The sequence below is a fragment of the Paraburkholderia lebeckiae genome, from assembly GCF_014201005.1.
In the GTDB taxonomy this organism is placed as follows: domain Bacteria; phylum Pseudomonadota; class Gammaproteobacteria; order Burkholderiales; family Burkholderiaceae; genus Paraburkholderia; species Paraburkholderia tuberum.
In genome coordinates, this window is sequence record NZ_JACHDK010000009.1 from 122228 (window position 1) to 140442 (window position 18215).

General features: G+C 58.2%; 14 protein-coding genes. 5 read left to right on the top strand and 9 right to left on the bottom strand.

The window, feature by feature from the left end; all coding sequences use genetic code 11:
- Positions 1-109: 109 nt before the first annotated feature.
- The 6 genes from HDG39_RS19100 to HDG39_RS19125 form a co-directional block, all read right to left on the bottom strand.
- Positions 110-430: a hypothetical protein gene (locus HDG39_RS19100; RefSeq protein WP_184007668.1), complete on the bottom strand. Its 321-nt coding sequence runs from the start codon at positions 428-430 to the stop codon at positions 110-112.
- Positions 431-518: 88 nt separating this feature from the next.
- Positions 519-1295: a class I SAM-dependent methyltransferase gene (locus HDG39_RS19105; RefSeq protein ID WP_184007670.1), complete on the bottom strand. Its 777-nt coding sequence runs from the start codon at positions 1293-1295 to the stop codon at positions 519-521.
- A 608-nt stretch (positions 1296-1903) separates the two neighbouring features.
- On the bottom strand, positions 1904-3982 hold the full coding sequence (locus HDG39_RS19110) for an alpha/beta hydrolase family protein (RefSeq protein WP_184007672.1): 2079 nt from the start codon (positions 3980-3982) through the stop codon (positions 1904-1906).
- Positions 3975-5045 (bottom strand): glycosyltransferase family 2 protein, encoded by a 1071-nt coding sequence (locus tag HDG39_RS19115; protein WP_260328068.1) that lies wholly within the window; start codon positions 5043-5045, stop codon positions 3975-3977. Before HDG39_RS19115 ends, HDG39_RS19110 begins: the two co-directional genes overlap by 8 nt.
- Positions 5046-5050: 5 nt before the next feature.
- Positions 5051-6154 (bottom strand): glycosyltransferase family 4 protein, encoded by a 1104-nt coding sequence (locus tag HDG39_RS19120; protein ID WP_184007674.1) that lies wholly within the window; start codon positions 6152-6154, stop codon positions 5051-5053.
- Between the two features lie 177 nt (positions 6155-6331).
- Positions 6332-7786 (bottom strand): mannose-1-phosphate guanylyltransferase/mannose-6-phosphate isomerase, encoded by a 1455-nt coding sequence (locus HDG39_RS19125; RefSeq protein ID WP_184007676.1) that lies wholly within the window; start codon positions 7784-7786, stop codon positions 6332-6334.
- A gap of 312 nt (positions 7787-8098) precedes the next feature.
- On the opposite strand from HDG39_RS19125, the gene HDG39_RS19130 reads away from it, so the two are divergent.
- From HDG39_RS19130 to HDG39_RS19150, 5 genes are all read left to right on the top strand, one after another.
- On the top strand, positions 8099-9283 hold the full coding sequence (locus HDG39_RS19130; protein ID WP_184007678.1) for a glycosyltransferase family 4 protein: 1185 nt from the start codon (positions 8099-8101) through the stop codon (positions 9281-9283).
- 259 nt (positions 9284-9542) lie between these two features.
- Complete coding sequence (locus HDG39_RS19135) at positions 9543-11444, top strand: polysaccharide biosynthesis protein (RefSeq protein WP_184007680.1); 1902 nt, start codon at positions 9543-9545, stop codon at positions 11442-11444.
- Between the two features lie 100 nt (positions 11445-11544).
- Positions 11545-12729: a glycosyltransferase family 4 protein gene (locus HDG39_RS19140; RefSeq protein ID WP_184007682.1), complete on the top strand. Its 1185-nt coding sequence runs from the start codon at positions 11545-11547 to the stop codon at positions 12727-12729.
- Between the two features lie 75 nt (positions 12730-12804).
- Positions 12805-13758, top strand: a complete 954-nt coding sequence (locus HDG39_RS19145) for an NAD-dependent epimerase/dehydratase family protein (protein ID WP_260328070.1) — start codon at positions 12805-12807, stop codon at positions 13756-13758.
- Positions 13758-14762: an MraY family glycosyltransferase gene (locus tag HDG39_RS19150; RefSeq protein WP_184007686.1), complete on the top strand. Its 1005-nt coding sequence runs from the start codon at positions 13758-13760 to the stop codon at positions 14760-14762. Before HDG39_RS19145 ends, HDG39_RS19150 begins: the two co-directional genes overlap by 1 nt.
- A gap of 151 nt (positions 14763-14913) precedes the next feature.
- Here the strand turns inward: HDG39_RS19150 and HDG39_RS19155 are convergent, their stop codons facing one another.
- The 3 genes from HDG39_RS19155 to HDG39_RS19165 are packed head-to-tail and all read right to left on the bottom strand — an operon-like array spanning position 14914 to position 18189.
- On the bottom strand, positions 14914-16776 hold the full coding sequence (locus tag HDG39_RS19155; RefSeq protein ID WP_184007688.1) for a hypothetical protein: 1863 nt from the start codon (positions 16774-16776) through the stop codon (positions 14914-14916).
- A gap of 16 nt (positions 16777-16792) precedes the next feature.
- Positions 16793-17224, bottom strand: a complete 432-nt coding sequence (locus tag HDG39_RS19160; protein WP_184007690.1) for a GtrA family protein — start codon at positions 17222-17224, stop codon at positions 16793-16795.
- Positions 17224-18189, bottom strand: a complete 966-nt coding sequence (locus HDG39_RS19165; RefSeq protein ID WP_184007692.1) for a glycosyltransferase family 2 protein — start codon at positions 18187-18189, stop codon at positions 17224-17226. The genes HDG39_RS19160 and HDG39_RS19165 overlap by 1 nt, the downstream gene beginning before the upstream one ends.
- Positions 18190-18215 lie beyond the last annotated feature (26 nt).

Below are 18215 nucleotides of genomic sequence, written 5' to 3' on the forward strand. Positions count from 1 at the left end.
CGGGCGGGCGGCGGGTCGGAATCACGACCACGACGCTACCCGACAGTGGGCAATCCGCGCCGTGAAGGCTCCTGTCTCTTTTCGTGTTGTTGCTCCAGCGAGCAGTAGCCTAGGACTGCTGTGAAGGCGACGGGACGTTGTACCCACAGCCTTCGATGATGCGGAAGATCGCACACCGCGCTTGCTCTGGCGTTTCGAAGCGCTCGCGCGTCAGCAGTTTCGCCTCGAGCGCGCCGAAGAACGACTCACACATTTCGTCGTCATGGCAGTCGCCAGCGGTGCCGGTCTTCGGCGCTGAAGTGCCGGCGCACTGTGGAAAAGGAGCCCACCAAGAGGCCGTAACATAGGGCCACTTTTTCAGAGTTCCTATGCCATGGAAAAGAACAGGGGAGGGGCCAAATAGCTTGGTCGCGACTTCATTTTGGTCCATTTATGCCCAGTATGCATGTTACTAAGGCAGCCGTAAGCGCTCTACAAAACGCCGAAACTACCTTTCCCCCAGACAGCCAGTTAATTTTTTAGCTCTTTTTCCATAAGCTCATTGTGGCAAACGAGAGTTTCCGACCGATCAGATTCCCCCAAAATAAGCGATCGAGCGCGAATAAAAATCTGACGGCTGCTTTCCCGCCAATATTCAAGAGTGGGAACGCATCCGGATTGTAGTATAAAACGTAAGCAGACAATCCCGGATATACCTGGTCAACCTTGGTGTACCCCGCTTCACGGAAATATCGATCAAGATCTGAATAGTCGAATCCTTGTTCGGTGTCTTCGTCAAAAATATCGTTTGACTTGTAAATGCGATTTCTAACAAAGCGAGTCAACCAATTATTCTGTGTTGGTTCGAAATTTATAAAGTAGCCGCCGGACCGCAAAGACTGCGCCAAATTCTTTATAACTTCTGGTGCGCGAGAATAAACGTGATGAAGTCCGCCAATCAGAATGATCATGTCGTACGGATTATCGGACGCTTTGAAGCTCGTTACGTCATCCCACTCTATGAACAGCGTAGGACGCACCTCTTTAGCGAATTCGACCATTTTTTCGCTATAGTCAAACCCGTGGTATTCCATGTGTTCAATGAGGTGTTTCGATAGAATATCGTATCCTTCCGCCATTCCACACATGGGCTCCAACACTCTTCGGATTTCTGGCGCTATCCGCTTATTGCGCGAAAGAAAGTTCTTCCAGATCAACTCTTTCAACAAGAGGTGGTTTGGATCCTTTCTTGCACTGAAATATTTTTCCGAAATCTCGTTGAAATGCTGCCGTTGCTGCTCAACACTGTTATCCATAAAGCCTCTCAACGCGTTCCAGCTATTAGAGAAATGCCAGCGACGATCATTGCAGCCCCGACAGACTGCCAAACACCTACAGTCTCCTTAAGAAAAAGGGCGCCCGTTAGCATGGTGCCTATCACAAGCGAGCCGGCAGCAATAGGGAATGCGAATGAAAGCGGCAAGAGACGAAGGATTACCATCCACATGACTGCTCCACCGGCATAGAGCGAAAAACCAAACAAAAACGTTACGGATTTCCATGAGCCAGCCGATTTTATCAAGAACAAACCCACACAGCTTACCGCAATATACGCCAAAAATAACACTGCCGTACGAAGTGAATTGATCCAATCTACGCTCACAAAATTCACCTCGGACAATGTTTAACAGTTGAATCAAATTGGCTAAAATACTCGCAGACGACGTCTAGATAGAGCAATCGAACTCCTTGGTAAATTAAATAGGTGGCGTGGTCGATGCTCCAGGGAATCGCGTCACCAATAATGAGTTTTTGCCAAACCCATAGATGGTAACGTGGGCCAACCGCGGGGACAAGAGGGGACGCTCGTCGCTACGAGATCGCCTTGCCATCGAGCCCTTTCCGGCAACGATCGCTCGTCGGTCTAACTGCCGGGCAATCCGTCAATATCCAGCGAGATCCGAACTCCTAGTTCACGCTTGTCATCAGATAGGCCAAGCATGTGCGGTGTCGCAGTCCGTTCGATGGTGAAGTCGAACACGTCGGTGCCGCTGCTAGATGGGCGCAATTGGACAGCCCTTTCGTTTGTGTCGGTTAATTCGATGACTTGAAAAGGTCGGCCATTCTTGGTAATTGTTACCCTGTTCGGAAGCGTAAATGGCGGCGCGCTAACGCGCACGATCACCGGCTCGCTAAATTCCGGATTTATGTGGAGCGTGCCTCTAGCTCCCATCCACCCATCCGGGTAACGTCCGTTCCAGAGGTAGCGCGGCTCGTTTCCATCGATCTGATAAAGCTTGTAACCAAGCCACGTCGTCGCAGATTTCGGGCGATGCGTCCATGTATGGATAAAAATCGCGGGACTTGACGTGGTCTGTTCCGAAACGAGATGCATGGGATACATTTTCTCGCTCTTGAGCAGTGATTCCGGCCTGTAATACGGTGTGACGCCTCGGAGGAACCATGTGGCCAGCTTGCTGCCAGTAAACACAAGCAAATAGTCGCCCTTGCGCGGTAGGCTTTTCTTGTTCTGTTCAATCTGCGCGGGCGTCACGTCGAGAATTGCCATCAATTCAGGATTGAGTGCCGCGGGGTCCAGGAGGTCCGCGATCCCTTTCACCCGACCCGACCATGGGTTCGCAGGTGAAAGCAGATTTGGAGTATTGATGATCTGCTCCGCATAGAAAGGATAGGACTCAATTACGAGATTTTGTTTCTCCGTTGCGATTTGCTTGTATTCTTCAATCGCGCTCGTGTAGATCCGCGAATACTCGATCTGACTAATCGTGACATAGTAAGTGCACAGGGCACCTGCAAGGGCAAATAGCGCGATCAACGAGTAGAGGCTGTAGCGCAGTACTGGCTTGCGTCTGAGCCGCCAGGCAAGTAAATAGAGCCAATAGACCACGCAACATTTGAACATCACCGCAGGGATGAGCATGTAATAGGGCATAGCCCAGCGCCAAACCAGTAGTGCAAGGTAATAAGCCCATGACATTGCACAAACGCTGAAGACAAAAATAAGGCCGCGAACGGCATCATCTGTACGCGCCTCACGACGGGTGATCATTTCCTTGAGCGCGAAGAAAGGCAGCAGCAAGGCCAGCAACCCGAAGAACATCACGTCAGGCTGCTGCGTAGCGTAGAAGGCTATATTTTCTTTTATCAGTTTGAGGGTAATCGTATATGCAGTGTAATTCGTGCTCGCATTGGTTTTTGCGAACAGGGCATAGGGTATCTTCGCGCATGCAAGGCCGAATAGCAGCCATACAACCAGCGCGCCAAACCTCTTCGCCGAAGTAAGCGCCCAATCTATCTTTGCGAATCGCCACGCGCCAAGCGATAGTGCGACACCTGTCAACGCAAAGCCCAACAATGCGACGGAGGTTTCCTTAGTCCAAATAGCGAGAGTGAAGATGACGGCGATGCCAATACCATCCCGTATATTCAACGCTGCATTGGATAGATACCGCCGCGCGAACAATGCGATGATGGCAACCAGGAAAAGATAAGAAAGCGGTTCGGCTTTGCCAATAGTGTTAAGGTTTTCGGCCACAGGTGAACTGACATAGACGAGCGGTAGTAGTATCGCTGCATACGTATGCCGTTTTGTCAGCCGATAAATGATCTGACAGCTCAACAGGGTGGCCGCCAGAAAGACCAAACTCTGGACAAAAAAATACGGACCGACGTGCGACCCGAAGATCTCGTACTCTGCGGAGTGGTAAAGCCAGTAGAAAGGAAAATATCGTCCGGCACCATTATACGGAGACAAGATCCAGTGAACCCAACTGCGGAAATGTTCGCCAATAAGAAAAATTCCCCCCATGTCCAAGGGGAACAATTGCGACCAAAGGATCGTTGGCATTGAAAACAGTGCCCACACTAACACTGAAGCGGCCAGTACTTTAGCCCCGGCGCCACTCAAACCCAGCAGCGGGCTATCTTTTTGCTTCGGCGCATCGTTGAGCGGTCGCACTGCGGTGCTGGTTACTTTATTCATCGACACGATTCCCAAAGTGGGCGACTTCGTCTACCAGGAAGCGGGGACGATGTTTGACTTCAAGGTAAATCTTGCCGATGTATTCACCGGCAACGCCGATCGACAGCATAATGAGGCCGCCCAGCAAATACAGAGGCACAGTGATCGACGCCCACCCAGGAAGCGTCTCGCCGGAAAGCGCTTTGATGAAAGCGGTCAGTGCGAAAAGAAGCGAGACAGCGAACACAATCGCGCCGGTCCACGTGATCATGCGCAGCGGCGTCGTCGAGAAAGACGTAATGCCGTTCAGTGCAAGTCCCAGCATCTTCTTGATGCCGTACTTGCTGTGGCCCGCCGGGCGGGGGGACAGGTCGTACCTAACAGTCGAGATCCTGCCGTGCAGGAGTGGCTGCAACCCACGCAAAAAAAGAACAAACTCGGGGAACTTTGCCAGATTTTCCAATGCGCGCTCAGACATCAAGCGGCAGTCTGCATGGTTCTCGACAAGTTCAACCCCCATCCATTTCATTCCCCGATAAAACACTGTCGCTGTTAGCGTCTTTAGAAAGGGGTCATCCGCACGCGACGCCTTAACCCCAAGCACGATTTCCGCGCCGGCGCGATGCTCGGTGATCATTTTCGGCAACGCAGCTAAGTCGTCCTGCAGGTCCGCGTCGATGCTGATAGCCGCGTCGCACTTGCCGGTTACGTATGTTAGTCCTGCGACGAGTGCGTTCTGATGCCCGGCGTTCTTCGAAAGCCTTAGCCCACGTATAGTGTTTGGGTAGGCGTGGGCCGCCGATTCGATTTGCTCCCACGTCGAATCTTTCGATCCGTCGTCAACAAGAACCACATAGCTATCCGGGGAGCAGCCATGTTTGTCCGCCAGCTCTCTTACCAACGCGAGCAGCCGAGGAATGGAAATTGGAAGAACTTCGGCCTCGTTATAGCAAGGCGCGACAATTGCGATTGTCAGGGTCTTTGCAACGTTCATCTCGAAGCACCCTTGATGGTTGGTCATTTCGCCAGGCGCGAGCGACAGGTTATTGTCCGTCCGTCGGATTGGCGCGTCGGGCATGTTCATTTGCATTAGCTCACCAGCTTCTCGTAAAGATCGACATAGGAGCGAACCATTTTCTCTGCCGTAAAGTTCGCTGTGAAACGCTTCGCCGCCGCTATTCCGAACTCCGTGACCATCGCATCGTCGTCCCACAACCGCTGCATGGCGTCGCGCAATGCAGCGGGATCGCTCGGCGGGACGACCAGACCGGTCTCGCCATCGACGTTCACGTACGACGTGCCAGTGCCGATCTCGGTCGAGATCATCGGCTTGCCGAACATTGCGCCTTCCAGCAGCGAAATGCCGAACGCCTCCGAACGCAGGTGCGACGGGAACATGAGCGCGCGACACAGCGTGAGCAGCGCAATCTTGTCGTCGTCTGCGACCGGCCCGACAAAATCCACATGGGCCAACGCGAGTCTTGCGGCTTGTGCGCGCAGTTCGCGTTCGACGGGCCCCGCACCGACGATCACTACGCGAACCTCAGTGCGTTGCAGCGCGTCGAGCAGCACATGCAGCCCCTTGTAATAGCGCAGGTTGCCCACGAACAAAAAGAATTTGTCGCCCACTCGCTCTCGCCAGTAGCGCAGCCTGTCTTCCCTCGGCGGCGCATAACTGTCGCGGTCCAGCCCGATCGGAATCACCTCGACCTTGTCGCGATACCGTTGCAGCACGTCGCTCGTCGCCAGATAGTTTGGAGATGTCGCGACGATCGCATCGACGCTCGACAGAAAACGGTCGCGCAACGGCTTGTAGACCTGCAAAAGCACCTTCTGCCGGATGATGTCCGAATGGTAGGTGACGACCGACGGCTTGTCGACGCCCGTCGCGAAGTGCACGATGTCCGCGAACGGCCACGGAAAATGGTAGTGAATCAGGTCAGCGTGCGCCGCCAGTCTGGAGAACTTCTTGAACGCCGCCATCGAAAATGCGGACGACGCGATCTCGATGTCGAGCTTGGCCCGGTGATGCAGGTGATCGCCGAAATCGATCGTCGTGGTGTCCTTGCTCACGGTCAACACATCACTGGTCACGCCTTGCCTGGCTGCGCCGGAGCAGATCTGGCCGATCAGTTCTTCGACGCCTCCCATCGAGTCAGGTTTGTAGGTCTTATAGAAATGTAGAACGCGCATAGATCCCGCTAGTGTTGTCGTTCAGCGCAGGCAGGTTCAGGCCGATTGGCTCACGCCAGCAGAAAGCCCCGGCGCCTGCAAGGTCGCAAGTCGAGGACACGTGGTGCGTCTCGCGTCGGCGCGAATGGAAAGCCCCGTCGTTGACCGCCAACGCCCGGCGGCCAACTGGTTGGGGTGTCAGTTTGCCGGAGCGCGCCCGTAGATGTCCTCAAAGCGGACGATGTCGTCTTCGCCCAGATACTCGCCGCATTGCACCTCGATCAGGACAAGGTTCATTACGCCGGGATTAATCAGTCTGTGCTTGTGACCTGCCGGGATATAAGTCGACTCGTTTGGCTGAAGCGAAATGACCTTGTCACCGTTAACGATTTCCGCACAGCCGCTCACCACGATCCAATGCTCGCTACGATGATGATGCATCTGCAGCGACAGGGAGGCGCCCGGTTTCACCACAATACGCTTCATTTTGAAGCGCTCACCTTCTTCCAGAACGGTGTAGGTGCCCCATGGGCGATGCACCGTGCGGTGCAGGCGGAATGCATCGTGATTCGCGGCCTTCAGTCGGCCGACGATGTGTTTGACGTCCTGCGCGCGGTCACGCGCAGCGATCAGCAGTGCGTCCGACGTGTCCACGACGATCAGATCATGAATGCCCACCGCGCCGATCAGTCGGCCGTCGTCGCTGCGGATGAAGCAGTTGTCCACGTCGTGCAGTTCAGCAATGCCGTCAATCCGATTGCCGCGCTCGTCCGGCGCCGTAAGATCGCTGATGGACTGCCACGATCCGATGTCGCTCCAACCCATTTCACAGGGCACGACCTGAACCCGGCTGGAACGCTCCATAACCGCATAGTCAATCGAAATGTTCTCCGCTTTGCGGAACTGATTCGCGTCGAGTTCGATCATGTAGCTGTCGCTGGAGGTACTACATTTGGCGTGTTCGACCGCGCGTAGCGATGGTTCCAGTACGGCTGGCGCATGTTGCGCGAGCTCTTCGAGCATGGTGTCCGCCCGGAAGCAGAACATGCCGGCATTCCAAAGGTAAGTGCCTTCAGCGACCAGACGCTCCGCCACGCTGAACTCGGGCTTTTCGAGGAAGCGGACTACTTTATGTACGCCTTTCGAACCGGTCACCTCGGCCTCTTCGTGCTGGATGTATCCGTAGCCCGTTTCTGGAGCGGTCGGGCGGATTCCGAAGGTCGCGAGTGCACCCATATTGGCCGCTGCCGCAGCACGCTCCGTCGCGAGACGAAAAGCGTCCTCGTCCTGAACCAACTGGTCCGCCGGGATGACCAGCATCACCGCTTCAGGCCCATGGCGTTGACGCACCACCTCTGCCGCTACGCCGATCGCCGCCGCGGTATTGCGCGCGGTCGGCTCAAGAATGAATCCAATCTGCGACGCGACAGAGTCTACTTCAACACATTCGTCTTTAATCAGGAAGTAGGTTTCCCGGTTCGTCACGATCAAGACTTCGGGCGCTTCAGTGACATGCGTTGCGCGGAGGAAGGTCTTCTGCAGCAAGCTCTGGCCGTCAGCCAACTTGAGCAACGGCTTGGGGAACGTTTCGCGAGAGACAGGCCACAGCCGTGTACCGGCGCCGCCGCAGATGATGACGGGGAAAATTTTCATTGACAAGTAAGGCCGCACGATCTGAACAACGTGTCATTCTAGCGGATTCCAATGCGCCCCAATGCCATTTCCGCGTATAAGCCAAAGCACCTGCGCGGACTTGCTACATTGCAGACGGAGATGTGCCGTCGCGTCCTACGCAGGCGACGGGATACGGCGCATTCGAACGTCGGTTCGGCGAAGTTGTAACTGTATGTTTCGTATGACGATCCACCGCTGTCGAATCTTGCCGTCGTTCGCAGAGCCTCCGAAGCTCGATTCACTCGCGTATCATGACGCCTCTTCGGCTAGGCGATAAGGGATAACACTGTAATGAAGTTGCTGTTCGACCTCAATTCACTACGCCCGCCGCGAAGTGGCATCGGGTATTACACCCAGCATTTACTGGAAGGACTGCGCGCGCGGTCAGACGTCGAGGACGTGGCCGGCTGGATGGTATCGGAGGTATTTCAGGGCGAAAAGCTGTCAAGGCTCGTGGACGGGGAGATAGCGGCGCCCGTTATGCCGGGTGCCGCTAACGGTGCATCTCCCTCGCTGATGAGTTCAATCCGTCGCCTGCCGGCCTTGCAGCCCCTTCGTACGGCGATGCATCGCAGAGCCTCGCGAGTGTTGCGCGATGATTTCGCAACGCGTGGCTACGTCTACCACGAGACCAATTTCATTGCATCGCAGTATCGGGGGCCGACCGCCGTCACCATCCACGACCTCTCGCACCGGCGACATCCCGAGTTCCATCAGAAGGTTGCGGTCGACCATCTGAATAGAGGCCTGCCGCGAACGCTAGAGCAGGCTCGCACGATCATTGTTGATAGCGAGTACACCAAGAGGGAATTACTCGCACTCTATGATGTGCCCGAGCACAAAGTTGTGACGATCTACCTCGGGGTTGATGCGAGCTTCCACCCGTATGCCGCACCCGAATGTGCACCCACACTTGAACGACTGGGGCTGCGTCGCGACGGTTTTGTGCTTTCGGTATGTACGCTGCAACCGCGGAAGAACCTGGCGCGTCTTGTTGCGGCATTTGGCAGGCTACCGACCTCTGTCCGCCGTGAGTTTCCGCTGGTATTGATCGGTGCCGATGGCTGGAAGAACAGCGAGCTGCTGTCGCTGGTTGAGTCCATGGTCGCAGCACGCGAGATCGTCGTGCCTGGCTATCTTCAACGCGCCGATCTCCTTCACTTGTACGCATCGGCGACGGTATTCGCATACCCATCGCTGTACGAGGGGTTTGGTTTGCCGGTTGCCGAGGCGATGGCGAGCGGCACGCCAGTGCTGACGTCTAACGTCACGTCGATTCCGGAAGTGGCGGGCGGCGCCGCGCTGGAGGTCGATCCGCTGTCAGTCGATGCCATTACGGAGGGGCTGCAGGCGCTGCTCAACAATGCGCCATTACGTGCCGAGCTTGCTGCGAAGGGCTTGCGCCGCGCTGCGGAACTCACGTGGGATTCGACCGTACAGCAGACCTGCGATGTCTATCGTGCCTTGGCGAGCTGAGAGAAGAATGTGAAAAATTTGCCATAAGCTAGCGCCACCGCGGTCTCAGGATGGTCGCCTTCCGCGCCAGGTTTGTTACATTTTGACTTTTCTCGGCAGGCACTGCGCGCGATTGCTGGGCGTAAAATTTGCTAGCCGGAAGCTGCTATTGGCAACTCGATGCTTTGCGGCCCGCCTTGTTGCTGAGGTGCGTTTCCGGACGGATTAACTGTGCGCTACGATTGAATCCGTTATCCATTAGTTTGCTTGGACCCTATCGATGACCATAACCGTGCGATTCAAGTCCTCATGGTTGTCGCTGAGCGCGTTCGCGTTTGACCTGTTCGCAGTGACGCTGACGTGGCTGGCCGCTTACATGATCCGCTTCAACGGCGAGGTCCCACCGGCCTTCTGGCATAGCGGAACAGTGGCGCTGGTCTGGGTCGTCGTTACCTATGCCGCGATGTTCCGGGTATTTGGTCTGTACCGCGGCATGTGGGTCTTTGCGAGTCTGCCGGACCTCGTGCGAATTTCGAAAGCCGTCGTTGCTGGATTGCTGCTGGTGATGATCGGCTCGGTCCTGTTTCAACCTGTGCCTACTATTCCCCGCTCGGTGTTGGTTGTTTCGCCTCTGTTACTGTTCCTCGTCATGGGGGGCTCGCGAGCGTTATACCGGGCGACGAAGGAATTCCACCGTTATGGTGGGCTGATCGCGCAAGGCAAGCCGGTACTGGTCCTCGGTGCTGGCACTGCGGGGGCCAGTCTGGCCCGTGAGCTGTCGCGCTCGAGCGAGTGGCGGCTGGTTGGCCTGCTCGATGATGATCCTGCCAAGCAAGGCCGCGAGATCTACGGGCACAAGGTGCATGGCGCGATTGCCGATCTGCCGCGTTGGGCCGCCGATCTACGCGTCGAGCATGCCATCGTCGCGATTCCTTCCGCCTCGTCGGAGGCGCAGCGTCGCGTCGCTACCCAATGTGTGCGCGCCGGCGTGCGGGCAATGGTGCTGCCGGCGCTGACGGCGGTCACTGAAGGGCAGGGCGGTTTCCTGTCGCGAGTGCGCGATGTCGATCTCGAAGATTTACTGGGCCGCGAGCCGGTCAAGATCGACATGCCGCATGTTGAAGCGTTGCTGCGTGGCCGCGTCGTTATGGTGACGGGCGCAGGGGGGTCGATCGGTTCAGAGCTGTGTCGACAGATTTTGCGCTTTGTACCCGCGCAGCTCGTCGCGCTGGATGTCTCCGAATATGCAATCTACCGGCTCAACGAAGAGTTGCGCGAGCATTTCGCGGAGTTGTCGGTCGTTCCGATGGTCGGCGACACAAAAGACTCGGTACTACTTGATCAGATCATGAGCCGCTTCACGCCGCACATCGTCTTTCACGCAGCCGCCTACAAGCATGTCCCGCTGATGGAGGAACTGAATTCGTGGCAGGCCGTGCGCAACAACGTGCTGGGCACTTATCGCGTCGCGCGGGCGGCAATCCGTCACGACATCCGCCATTTCGTGCTGATTTCGACCGATAAGGCGGTGAATCCGACCAACGTGATGGGCGCGAGCAAGCGGCTTGCAGAGATGGCCTGTCAGGCGCTGCAGCAAACCACCCAACACACCCGGTTCGAGACAGTGCGCTTTGGCAACGTGCTGGGTAGCGCAGGCAGCGTGATACCCAAGTTTCAGCAGCAGATCCTGAAGGGGGGGCCCGTCACCGTCACCCACCCTGAGATCACCCGCTTTTTCATGACGATCCCGGAAGCCTCGCAACTCGTGTTGCAGGCGTCCAGCATGGGGCAAGGCGGCGAAATCTTCGTTCTGGACATGGGCGAGCCCGTTCGCATCGTCGATCTCGCGCGAGATTTGATCCGGATATACGGGTTCAGCGGAGAGCAGATCAAGATCAGCTTCACTGGTCTGCGACCGGGAGAAAAGCTCTACGAAGAGTTGCTGGCCGAGGACGAGACCACTACTCGCACGATGCATCCGAAACTGCGCATTGCAAAGGCGCGCGAAGTGCCCGATCACCTGCTCGACGACTTGTTGCCGTGGCTCATGCAACACCGTATACCGAGCGACGACGAAGTCAGGCGGGACTTGCGTCGCTGGGTGGCGGAGTACCAGCCGACGAGCGCGCCGGTGCTGCAGGGCTTCACGTCCACCAACGACGCACGCGCCGCCCGCAACTGACGCGCGGATGGCGGCCGTCTCTTCCCGCCTAAGACTACAACAGGCGAGGGCCTCGCGCTTCGCGTGATCGGTTCGAGTTCGCCAGCCACACAATATTCAAATGAAACTGCTTTACGACCTGAACTCGTTGCGGCCTCCGCGAAGCGGCATCGGCTATTACACCCAGCATCTTCTGGAAGGGCTCTTCGAGCGAGACGACATCGAGGAAATCGGCGGGTGGGTCGGCTCGAAATACTACGATCGTCGCGGTGTCACCGGGCTGTTGTCCGGGGAAAATCTGCTGGAGGCGGGAGCGCAATTCAGCGAGGGGTGGAAGGCGAGTCTGCTGCGCGCCGCGCGCAGTCTCCCCGGCGTGTATCACGGGCGCACGGTGGTGCGGCGTATTAAGTCCGCGGATCTGCGGGCACAATGCGCGCGCCGGGGCTTTATTTATCATGAGACGAACTTCGTCGCGTCTCCGTATAGAGGGCCCAGTGTAGTGACGATCCACGATCTTTCCCATCGCCACTTCCCAGAGTTTCATCCGCAGGCCGCCGTCGACTATCTCGACAGGAATCTCCCGGACACGCTCAAACAGGTCCAGAAAGTCATCGCGGTCAGCGAGTACACGCGACGCGACGCGATCGAAGTCTATGGTTTGCCGCAAGAGAAGGTGGTGTCCATTCCTCTCGGTGTCGAGCCTTGCTTTCGACCGCATCGGGCAGAGGAGTGCGAGTCCTTCCTGACCAAACTGGGGCTCAGGCAACGAGGCTTCATCCTGTCCGTATGTACGCTGCAGCCCCGCAAGAATCTGACGCGACTTGTGGCGGCGTTCGCGAAACTGCCTGCTGACGTGCGGGAAGCCTTTCCGCTCGTGCTGATCGGCGCTGACGGCTGGATGAATTCCGGCCTCTTGCGTGACATCGAGCGGTTGGCGCGAGCGAAACAGGTCATCTTGCCGGGTTATTTGGCAAGAGAGTCGCTTCTGAAGCTCTATTCGTCGGCCACCGTATTCGCCTATCCATCGTTATTTGAGGGTTTTGGCTTGCCCGTGGCCGAAGCCATGGCGAGTGGCGTCGCGGTGCTGACTTCGAATGTCACTTCGCTACCTGAAGTGACGGCGGGCGCAGCGCTGGAAGTCGATCCATACTCGGTCGACGAGATCGCGACAGGACTCGAGCGGCTACTGTACGACGAGGCGCTGCGCGCCACGTTGATTGCCAAAGGGTTGGCGCGCGCATCGGAACTCACGTGGGACGCAACGGTTCGCCAGACTTTCGACGTCTACGGCTCGCTCGCCGCGTAGCCGGGTTTTGACGACATACACGATCGAACGCACGAAATCATGCAACAGACCGGTGGGCTAGAGAGGAATAAAGTCATGCAGATCGCCGTCAGCGGCGCGAATGGTTTCGTCGGGCGTTCGTTGTGCAGCGTCCTGCGGGATGCGGGACATGGGGTAACCGCACTGGTGCGCCGCTCGTCGTCGGTAGTAGAAGGGGCGACCGAGCTTGTGATTCCCGATGATCATTTCGCTAGCATTGCGCGCGGCAATCCTGCCATTGGGCCCGTCGATGTGTTCGTACATCTGGCCGCGCGCGTGCATGTGATGCAGGACGGCGCGGCCGATCCGCTTGCCGAACATCGCGCCGTCAACGTGCGAGGAGCCTTGGATGCGGCGTCGGCGGCCTTTCACGCGGGCGCGCGGCGCTTCGTATTCGTCAGCAGCATCAAGGCGCTCGGCGAAAGCGAGCCAGGCCGGCCGTGGCGCGAAGACGATCCGGCGAGCCCGACAGATCCATATGGCGTGTCAAAACTCGAAGCGGAACGCGAACTTGCGGCATTCGGTCGTGCCAACGGCATGCAGATCGTCACGGTGCGACCGCCGCTCGTTTATGGACCCGGTGTGCGGGCCAACTTCCGAGGCTTGATCCGTGTGGTGGACCGTGGCATTCCACTGCCGCTGGGCGCGATCGACGCGCGTCGCAGCATGATCTACGTCGGCAATCTCGCGGACGCGATCCGACTGCTCGCGACACGTGCCGAGTCCACCGAAGGGGTCTTTCATGTCAGCGATGGCGATGATCTCACCGTACCCGACATGGTGCGCGCCATCGCATTGGCGCTTTCCAGGCCAACGCGCCTCGTGCCGGTGCCGGTTGCATTGCTGCGCGGGCTTGGCCGTCTGACCGGCCGTATCGCACAAGTCGACCGTCTAACCAGCCCGTTGCGCCTCGACATTTCGAAACTGCGCGACGATATTGGTTGGACACCGCCCTGGTCGGTTGCAGAAGGGCTCGCGCACACAGTGCGTGCATACCGGGCTGAACATTGATGTCGGGGCAACTGCAATTGTCGGATGTCGGCTTGCTAGTGACGATAGGAGTTGTTTCCGCAGTGTTGTGCTCCGGAATTCTCGCGCTACTGCTGCGTACGGGGTGGGCATGGGACATCGCGGTCGACATTCCCAATCATCGCTCGCTGCACGAGCGCCCAATACCACGCGTTGGAGGATGGGGCGTATTGCCAACCACTGTCTTGGCGATCGTCCTGTATGCGCCTTCCCTGCGATGGATCGCAGCCAGTGCTGTGTTGCTCGGTGTCGTGTCACAGATTGACGACCGACGGGGACTGCCGGCGCGGGTACGCTTCGCGGCGCACGTGCTTGCCGTTGCTGTGGCGGTAGTGGCCGGCGCCAACGGGATTAGCTGGTGGTTCGCGATCGTCGTGGGCGTGGCGCTCGTTTGGCTCGTCAACCTGTATAACTTCATGGACGGCTCGAACGGTCTTGCAGGCGGCATGACGCTGTTCGGATTCTCGACTTATGCGCTCGCCGCGTCATCGACGCACGGCGACCTCGCATCGATCTGCGCAGCCATTGCTGGAGCAGCAGTGGGTTTCCTGCTGTTCAACTTCCAGCCGGCGCGCGTGTTCCTCGGCGATATGGGTTCGATTCCGCTCGGGTTCCTGGCCGGCGCTCTGGGCTATTGGGGTTGGCAACACGGTGCCTGGCCTGTGTGGATGACCCCGCTGGTTTTTGCACCGTTCGTCGCGGATGCGACCGTAACTTTGCTAGCTCGGCTGGCGCGCGGCGAACGTTTTTGGGAGGCGCACCGCCAGCATTATTATCAACGGCTCGTGCAAATGACCGGCAGTCACGCGCGCGTGGCGCTGACGTACGGGGCGTTGATGCTGTGCGGGTCCGTGCTGGCGATCATGGCTACCTGGACGACTACAGCCATGCAATGGACGATCTGCATTGCATGGTATGGCGTGCTGGCGATGGTCGGCTTGTGCGTCGACGCGAAGTGGCGGCGCTGGATTCGCGCCGCAGGCTAGCGTCCGCGACAAAATGGGCGCGGCAGCCGATCGCTCGATGGGGCGGTCACGCCATGCGTGACGGTAGCCACTGAATCACGGTGCAACTCAGGAACTGAAGCGCTCGTGGCGTCCGACGTTGCCTCGGCTGCGCCGTGAGGCATCGACAGCCTCAACGGAGCAATTCAATCGGGCACCATTGATACACGATCGAATGGTTGCCGATCCAGCCGTGGTAAGTGCCGCAAGCCGTCGAGGTCATGCGTAGTCCATGTGCCTCGAGCGACGCGGCTGTCTTTTTTGCCTGCGCGGCGTTTTCTGCCTGCAAGTCTTCCTCGTCGCCGGCGCGCAGCGCGAAACGGCAACGGTCGGCTTCTCCCGGCTTCAGTGCGAGAGGCAAACGGAGCCCGTCGACCACGCGGCGCGCGAGGGTGCAGCCCCATTCCGATCGTAGAAACCCAGTCTCGTCCGCGAGTGCCTGTGCCTTTCGAACGGTCTCGAGACGACTATTCTCGACATCGCCGAGGACGACATAGGCCGGGCCACCGCGCTGCGCGATGATGTCTTTCAGACGTTCGTTGTAGCGCGAGGTGACGAGGACGTTCGGATCCAGCGTGACGAATGCGACGTCCGGCGGAAATTGGGTGACGAGCCAGCTCAGTCCTTGCGCTCCCCCTGGCAGGACGCCGGTGGTGCGGCGCGGATCGCTGATTGCCGGCGTGTCGGCATGGAATCCTTTTCGGGCCCAGCGAACATGTCCGTAGGTCGGCGCGCCATGCGCAACGACGACTAACGTCGCGAATGCGATCACCCATGTGGCGATACGCTTTCCCGCCCTGCCAGGCAGCATGTCGTCGACGAGAACATACAGTGCGAGCGGCGCCAGCACCTCCATCGCGACGACGTAACGATAGACGCTGAAAGTCTTGAGCCACATGACGTAGCCGACCGCAATGAATACCAGCACGAAAGCTTGTCGCGACGTCAGCGACGTGGCCCTTCGTGCGTCCAATGCCCGCCAGACCGCGCGCGCCACCCATAGGATCGCCGCCGCATAGAGGAGTGCCCAGATGACCTGGCGGATCGGCGTGTCACTGATTCGCTGTGAGTGCAATGAAAAAATAAAAGGCCAGAGCAGCGCATCCAGCACGCTTCGGGGAAACCAGCGTAAATCCGCGACTCCGATGGGGGGCACCAGTGGATTCGGAAAGAGATTGCTGAACTGTGGAAAGAACGGATTTCGAAATATGCGCCACATCGTTGCGAACCAGTACCCGCCGCTCGCGGCGAGTCCAACGATTACGCCCATACCTACAGCGAAGCCGATACGCAGACGGGTGATCGCGTTGCCTGGGTGCACGAGGCAGCCGGCACATAGCGCGATCGCGTAGATCGTGTTGGTCAGTTTTAGGCCTGACGCGACGCCGGTCAATGCTCCGATCGTCAGCGCAAGCGCGACGGCACGCAGCGAGGCCTGTGCCAGCATGTCCCAATGCTTCAGTGTCAGCGATACCGCGAGCAGCACCAACAGGGCGGTCGTATTGTCGCCCATGCTGTTGCCAATGCCGCTGAGGTAGTTGGCGGTGAGGCCGCCTGCGAGTGCAATCCACAGCGAGGTCCGCTCGTTACGCCTCGGGGTCTCGCCATCCAGCACGCACCGCGCGATGTCGAATACGATCACGAATGCGAGGCCGTGCAAAACGCCCAGAGCAAATCCGACTAGAGGCGCCGGCAACCACGCGTACAGCAGCCACGTGAGCACATCAAGCGTTGGGGTGAAGTAAGTCTGCATTCCGCCCGGCGCCAGATCGATTGCCAGTTTGTCGTGCAGGAACGCGAATCCGTTGTACAGATGATAGTTCCGCATATCCCAGTTGTTATCCTGGCCGAGCAGCAACGCGTAGAGACCGAATAGTATGGGAACGACGTATCGCGCGATCAGTGCGGCACGCTCGCTGCCAGGACCGATCGAACCCCACCGCCCGAGTCCACGGTCGGGTCGTTCTGGATTGGTATGCTTGAGATGGTTGAGCATGAGTCGGAGATGGGAGTCAGCAAGACGGCCGGTACACCCAGCGGCGAGCCAATACGAAATTGACGGCGAGCCCAGCCAGTGATCCCGCCGCTACTGCAACCAGGGGCAGCATCGCGAAATCGGGCAGCAGGGCCACGCAAACGCAATACGTCGCGTAATTGACTGCGCCGCCGCCGCACATCGCGACCAGATATTTGCCGCCCTCGCGCAGGATGTTTCCGGATTGACTGCTCTGCGCGGGATGGCTGCCGGAGGCGGAAGCTGCACTAGCCGCGCCAAACGTAAAGCGCCGGTTCAATAGCCACGTCGCAAAAACGGCCGCCAGAAAAGACAGTAGCCGACCGATGTAATAGCCGGCGCCGGCGTGCAGGGCGAGATACAGCACAGACGTGTCGACCACGAATCCTGCTGCGCCGACGAGTGTGAAACGAATTAGTTGACGTCTCATTAGCGGGCCCGACGCTGTTGCGACGGCTCGCGAAAACTCAGGTAGACAAGCCGTTTCGCCTCGGCGCGACCGCGGGTAATCGTGTCGGAGACGAGTCCGCAGACCAGTAGCAGCGCGCCGAACAGCATCAGAGCCGCGCACAGCAGTGCGGTTGGCAGGCGGGGCACGAGGCCCGTTTCGACAAAGGTTTGCAAAACAGGCACGGCGAGCACGATCGACGCCAGAGCACATATCGCAAAGCCGATCGAGAAGAACGCCAGCGGTTTCTCGGCCTTGAACAGGCGCAAAGTCATGAACAGAATGCGTGCGCCGTCGCGATAGGTGTTCAGCTTGCTGGCGGAGCCTTCCGGTCGAGACTTGTAGCGAGTCTGCATCTCTTCAACCGGCATGCGCAGTTCGAGCGCATGGACGGCCAGTTCCGTTTCGATTTCGAAACCTCTGGAATGGGCGGCAAACGATTTGGCGAAACGCCGCGAAAACACGCGATACCCGGACAACATGTCTGAAAATGAGTTACCAAAAATATGCGCCGCAAACTTTGTGAGCATCACGTTACCGAAGCGGTGCCCTCGACGGTATGCCGCGTCTTCGTCTGAGACGCGTGCGCCGACGACCATGTCAAGATCTTGCGCGAGCAGCCTGTCGACGAAAGCAGGCGCGTCAGCCGCATCGTAGGTGTCATCGCCGTCAACAACAACATAGACGTCCGCATCGACGTCCGCGAACATGCGTCGCACTACGTTACCCTTGCCTTGCAGTCGCACCGAGCGGATCGTCGCGCCAGCCTCGCGAGCGAGCTCGATCGTGGCGTCCGAAGAGTTGTTGTCGAACACGTAGATCGACGCGCCCGGCAGATGGGCCGCAAAATCCTGCACGACGGCACGGATGGTGGTCTGTTCGTTGTAGCAAGGGATCAGGACGGCGATCTGTGCTGCTGGGGTGTCCTCAGTTGCGTTGGATATCATTTGGGCGGTCAATTCACGTTGATATG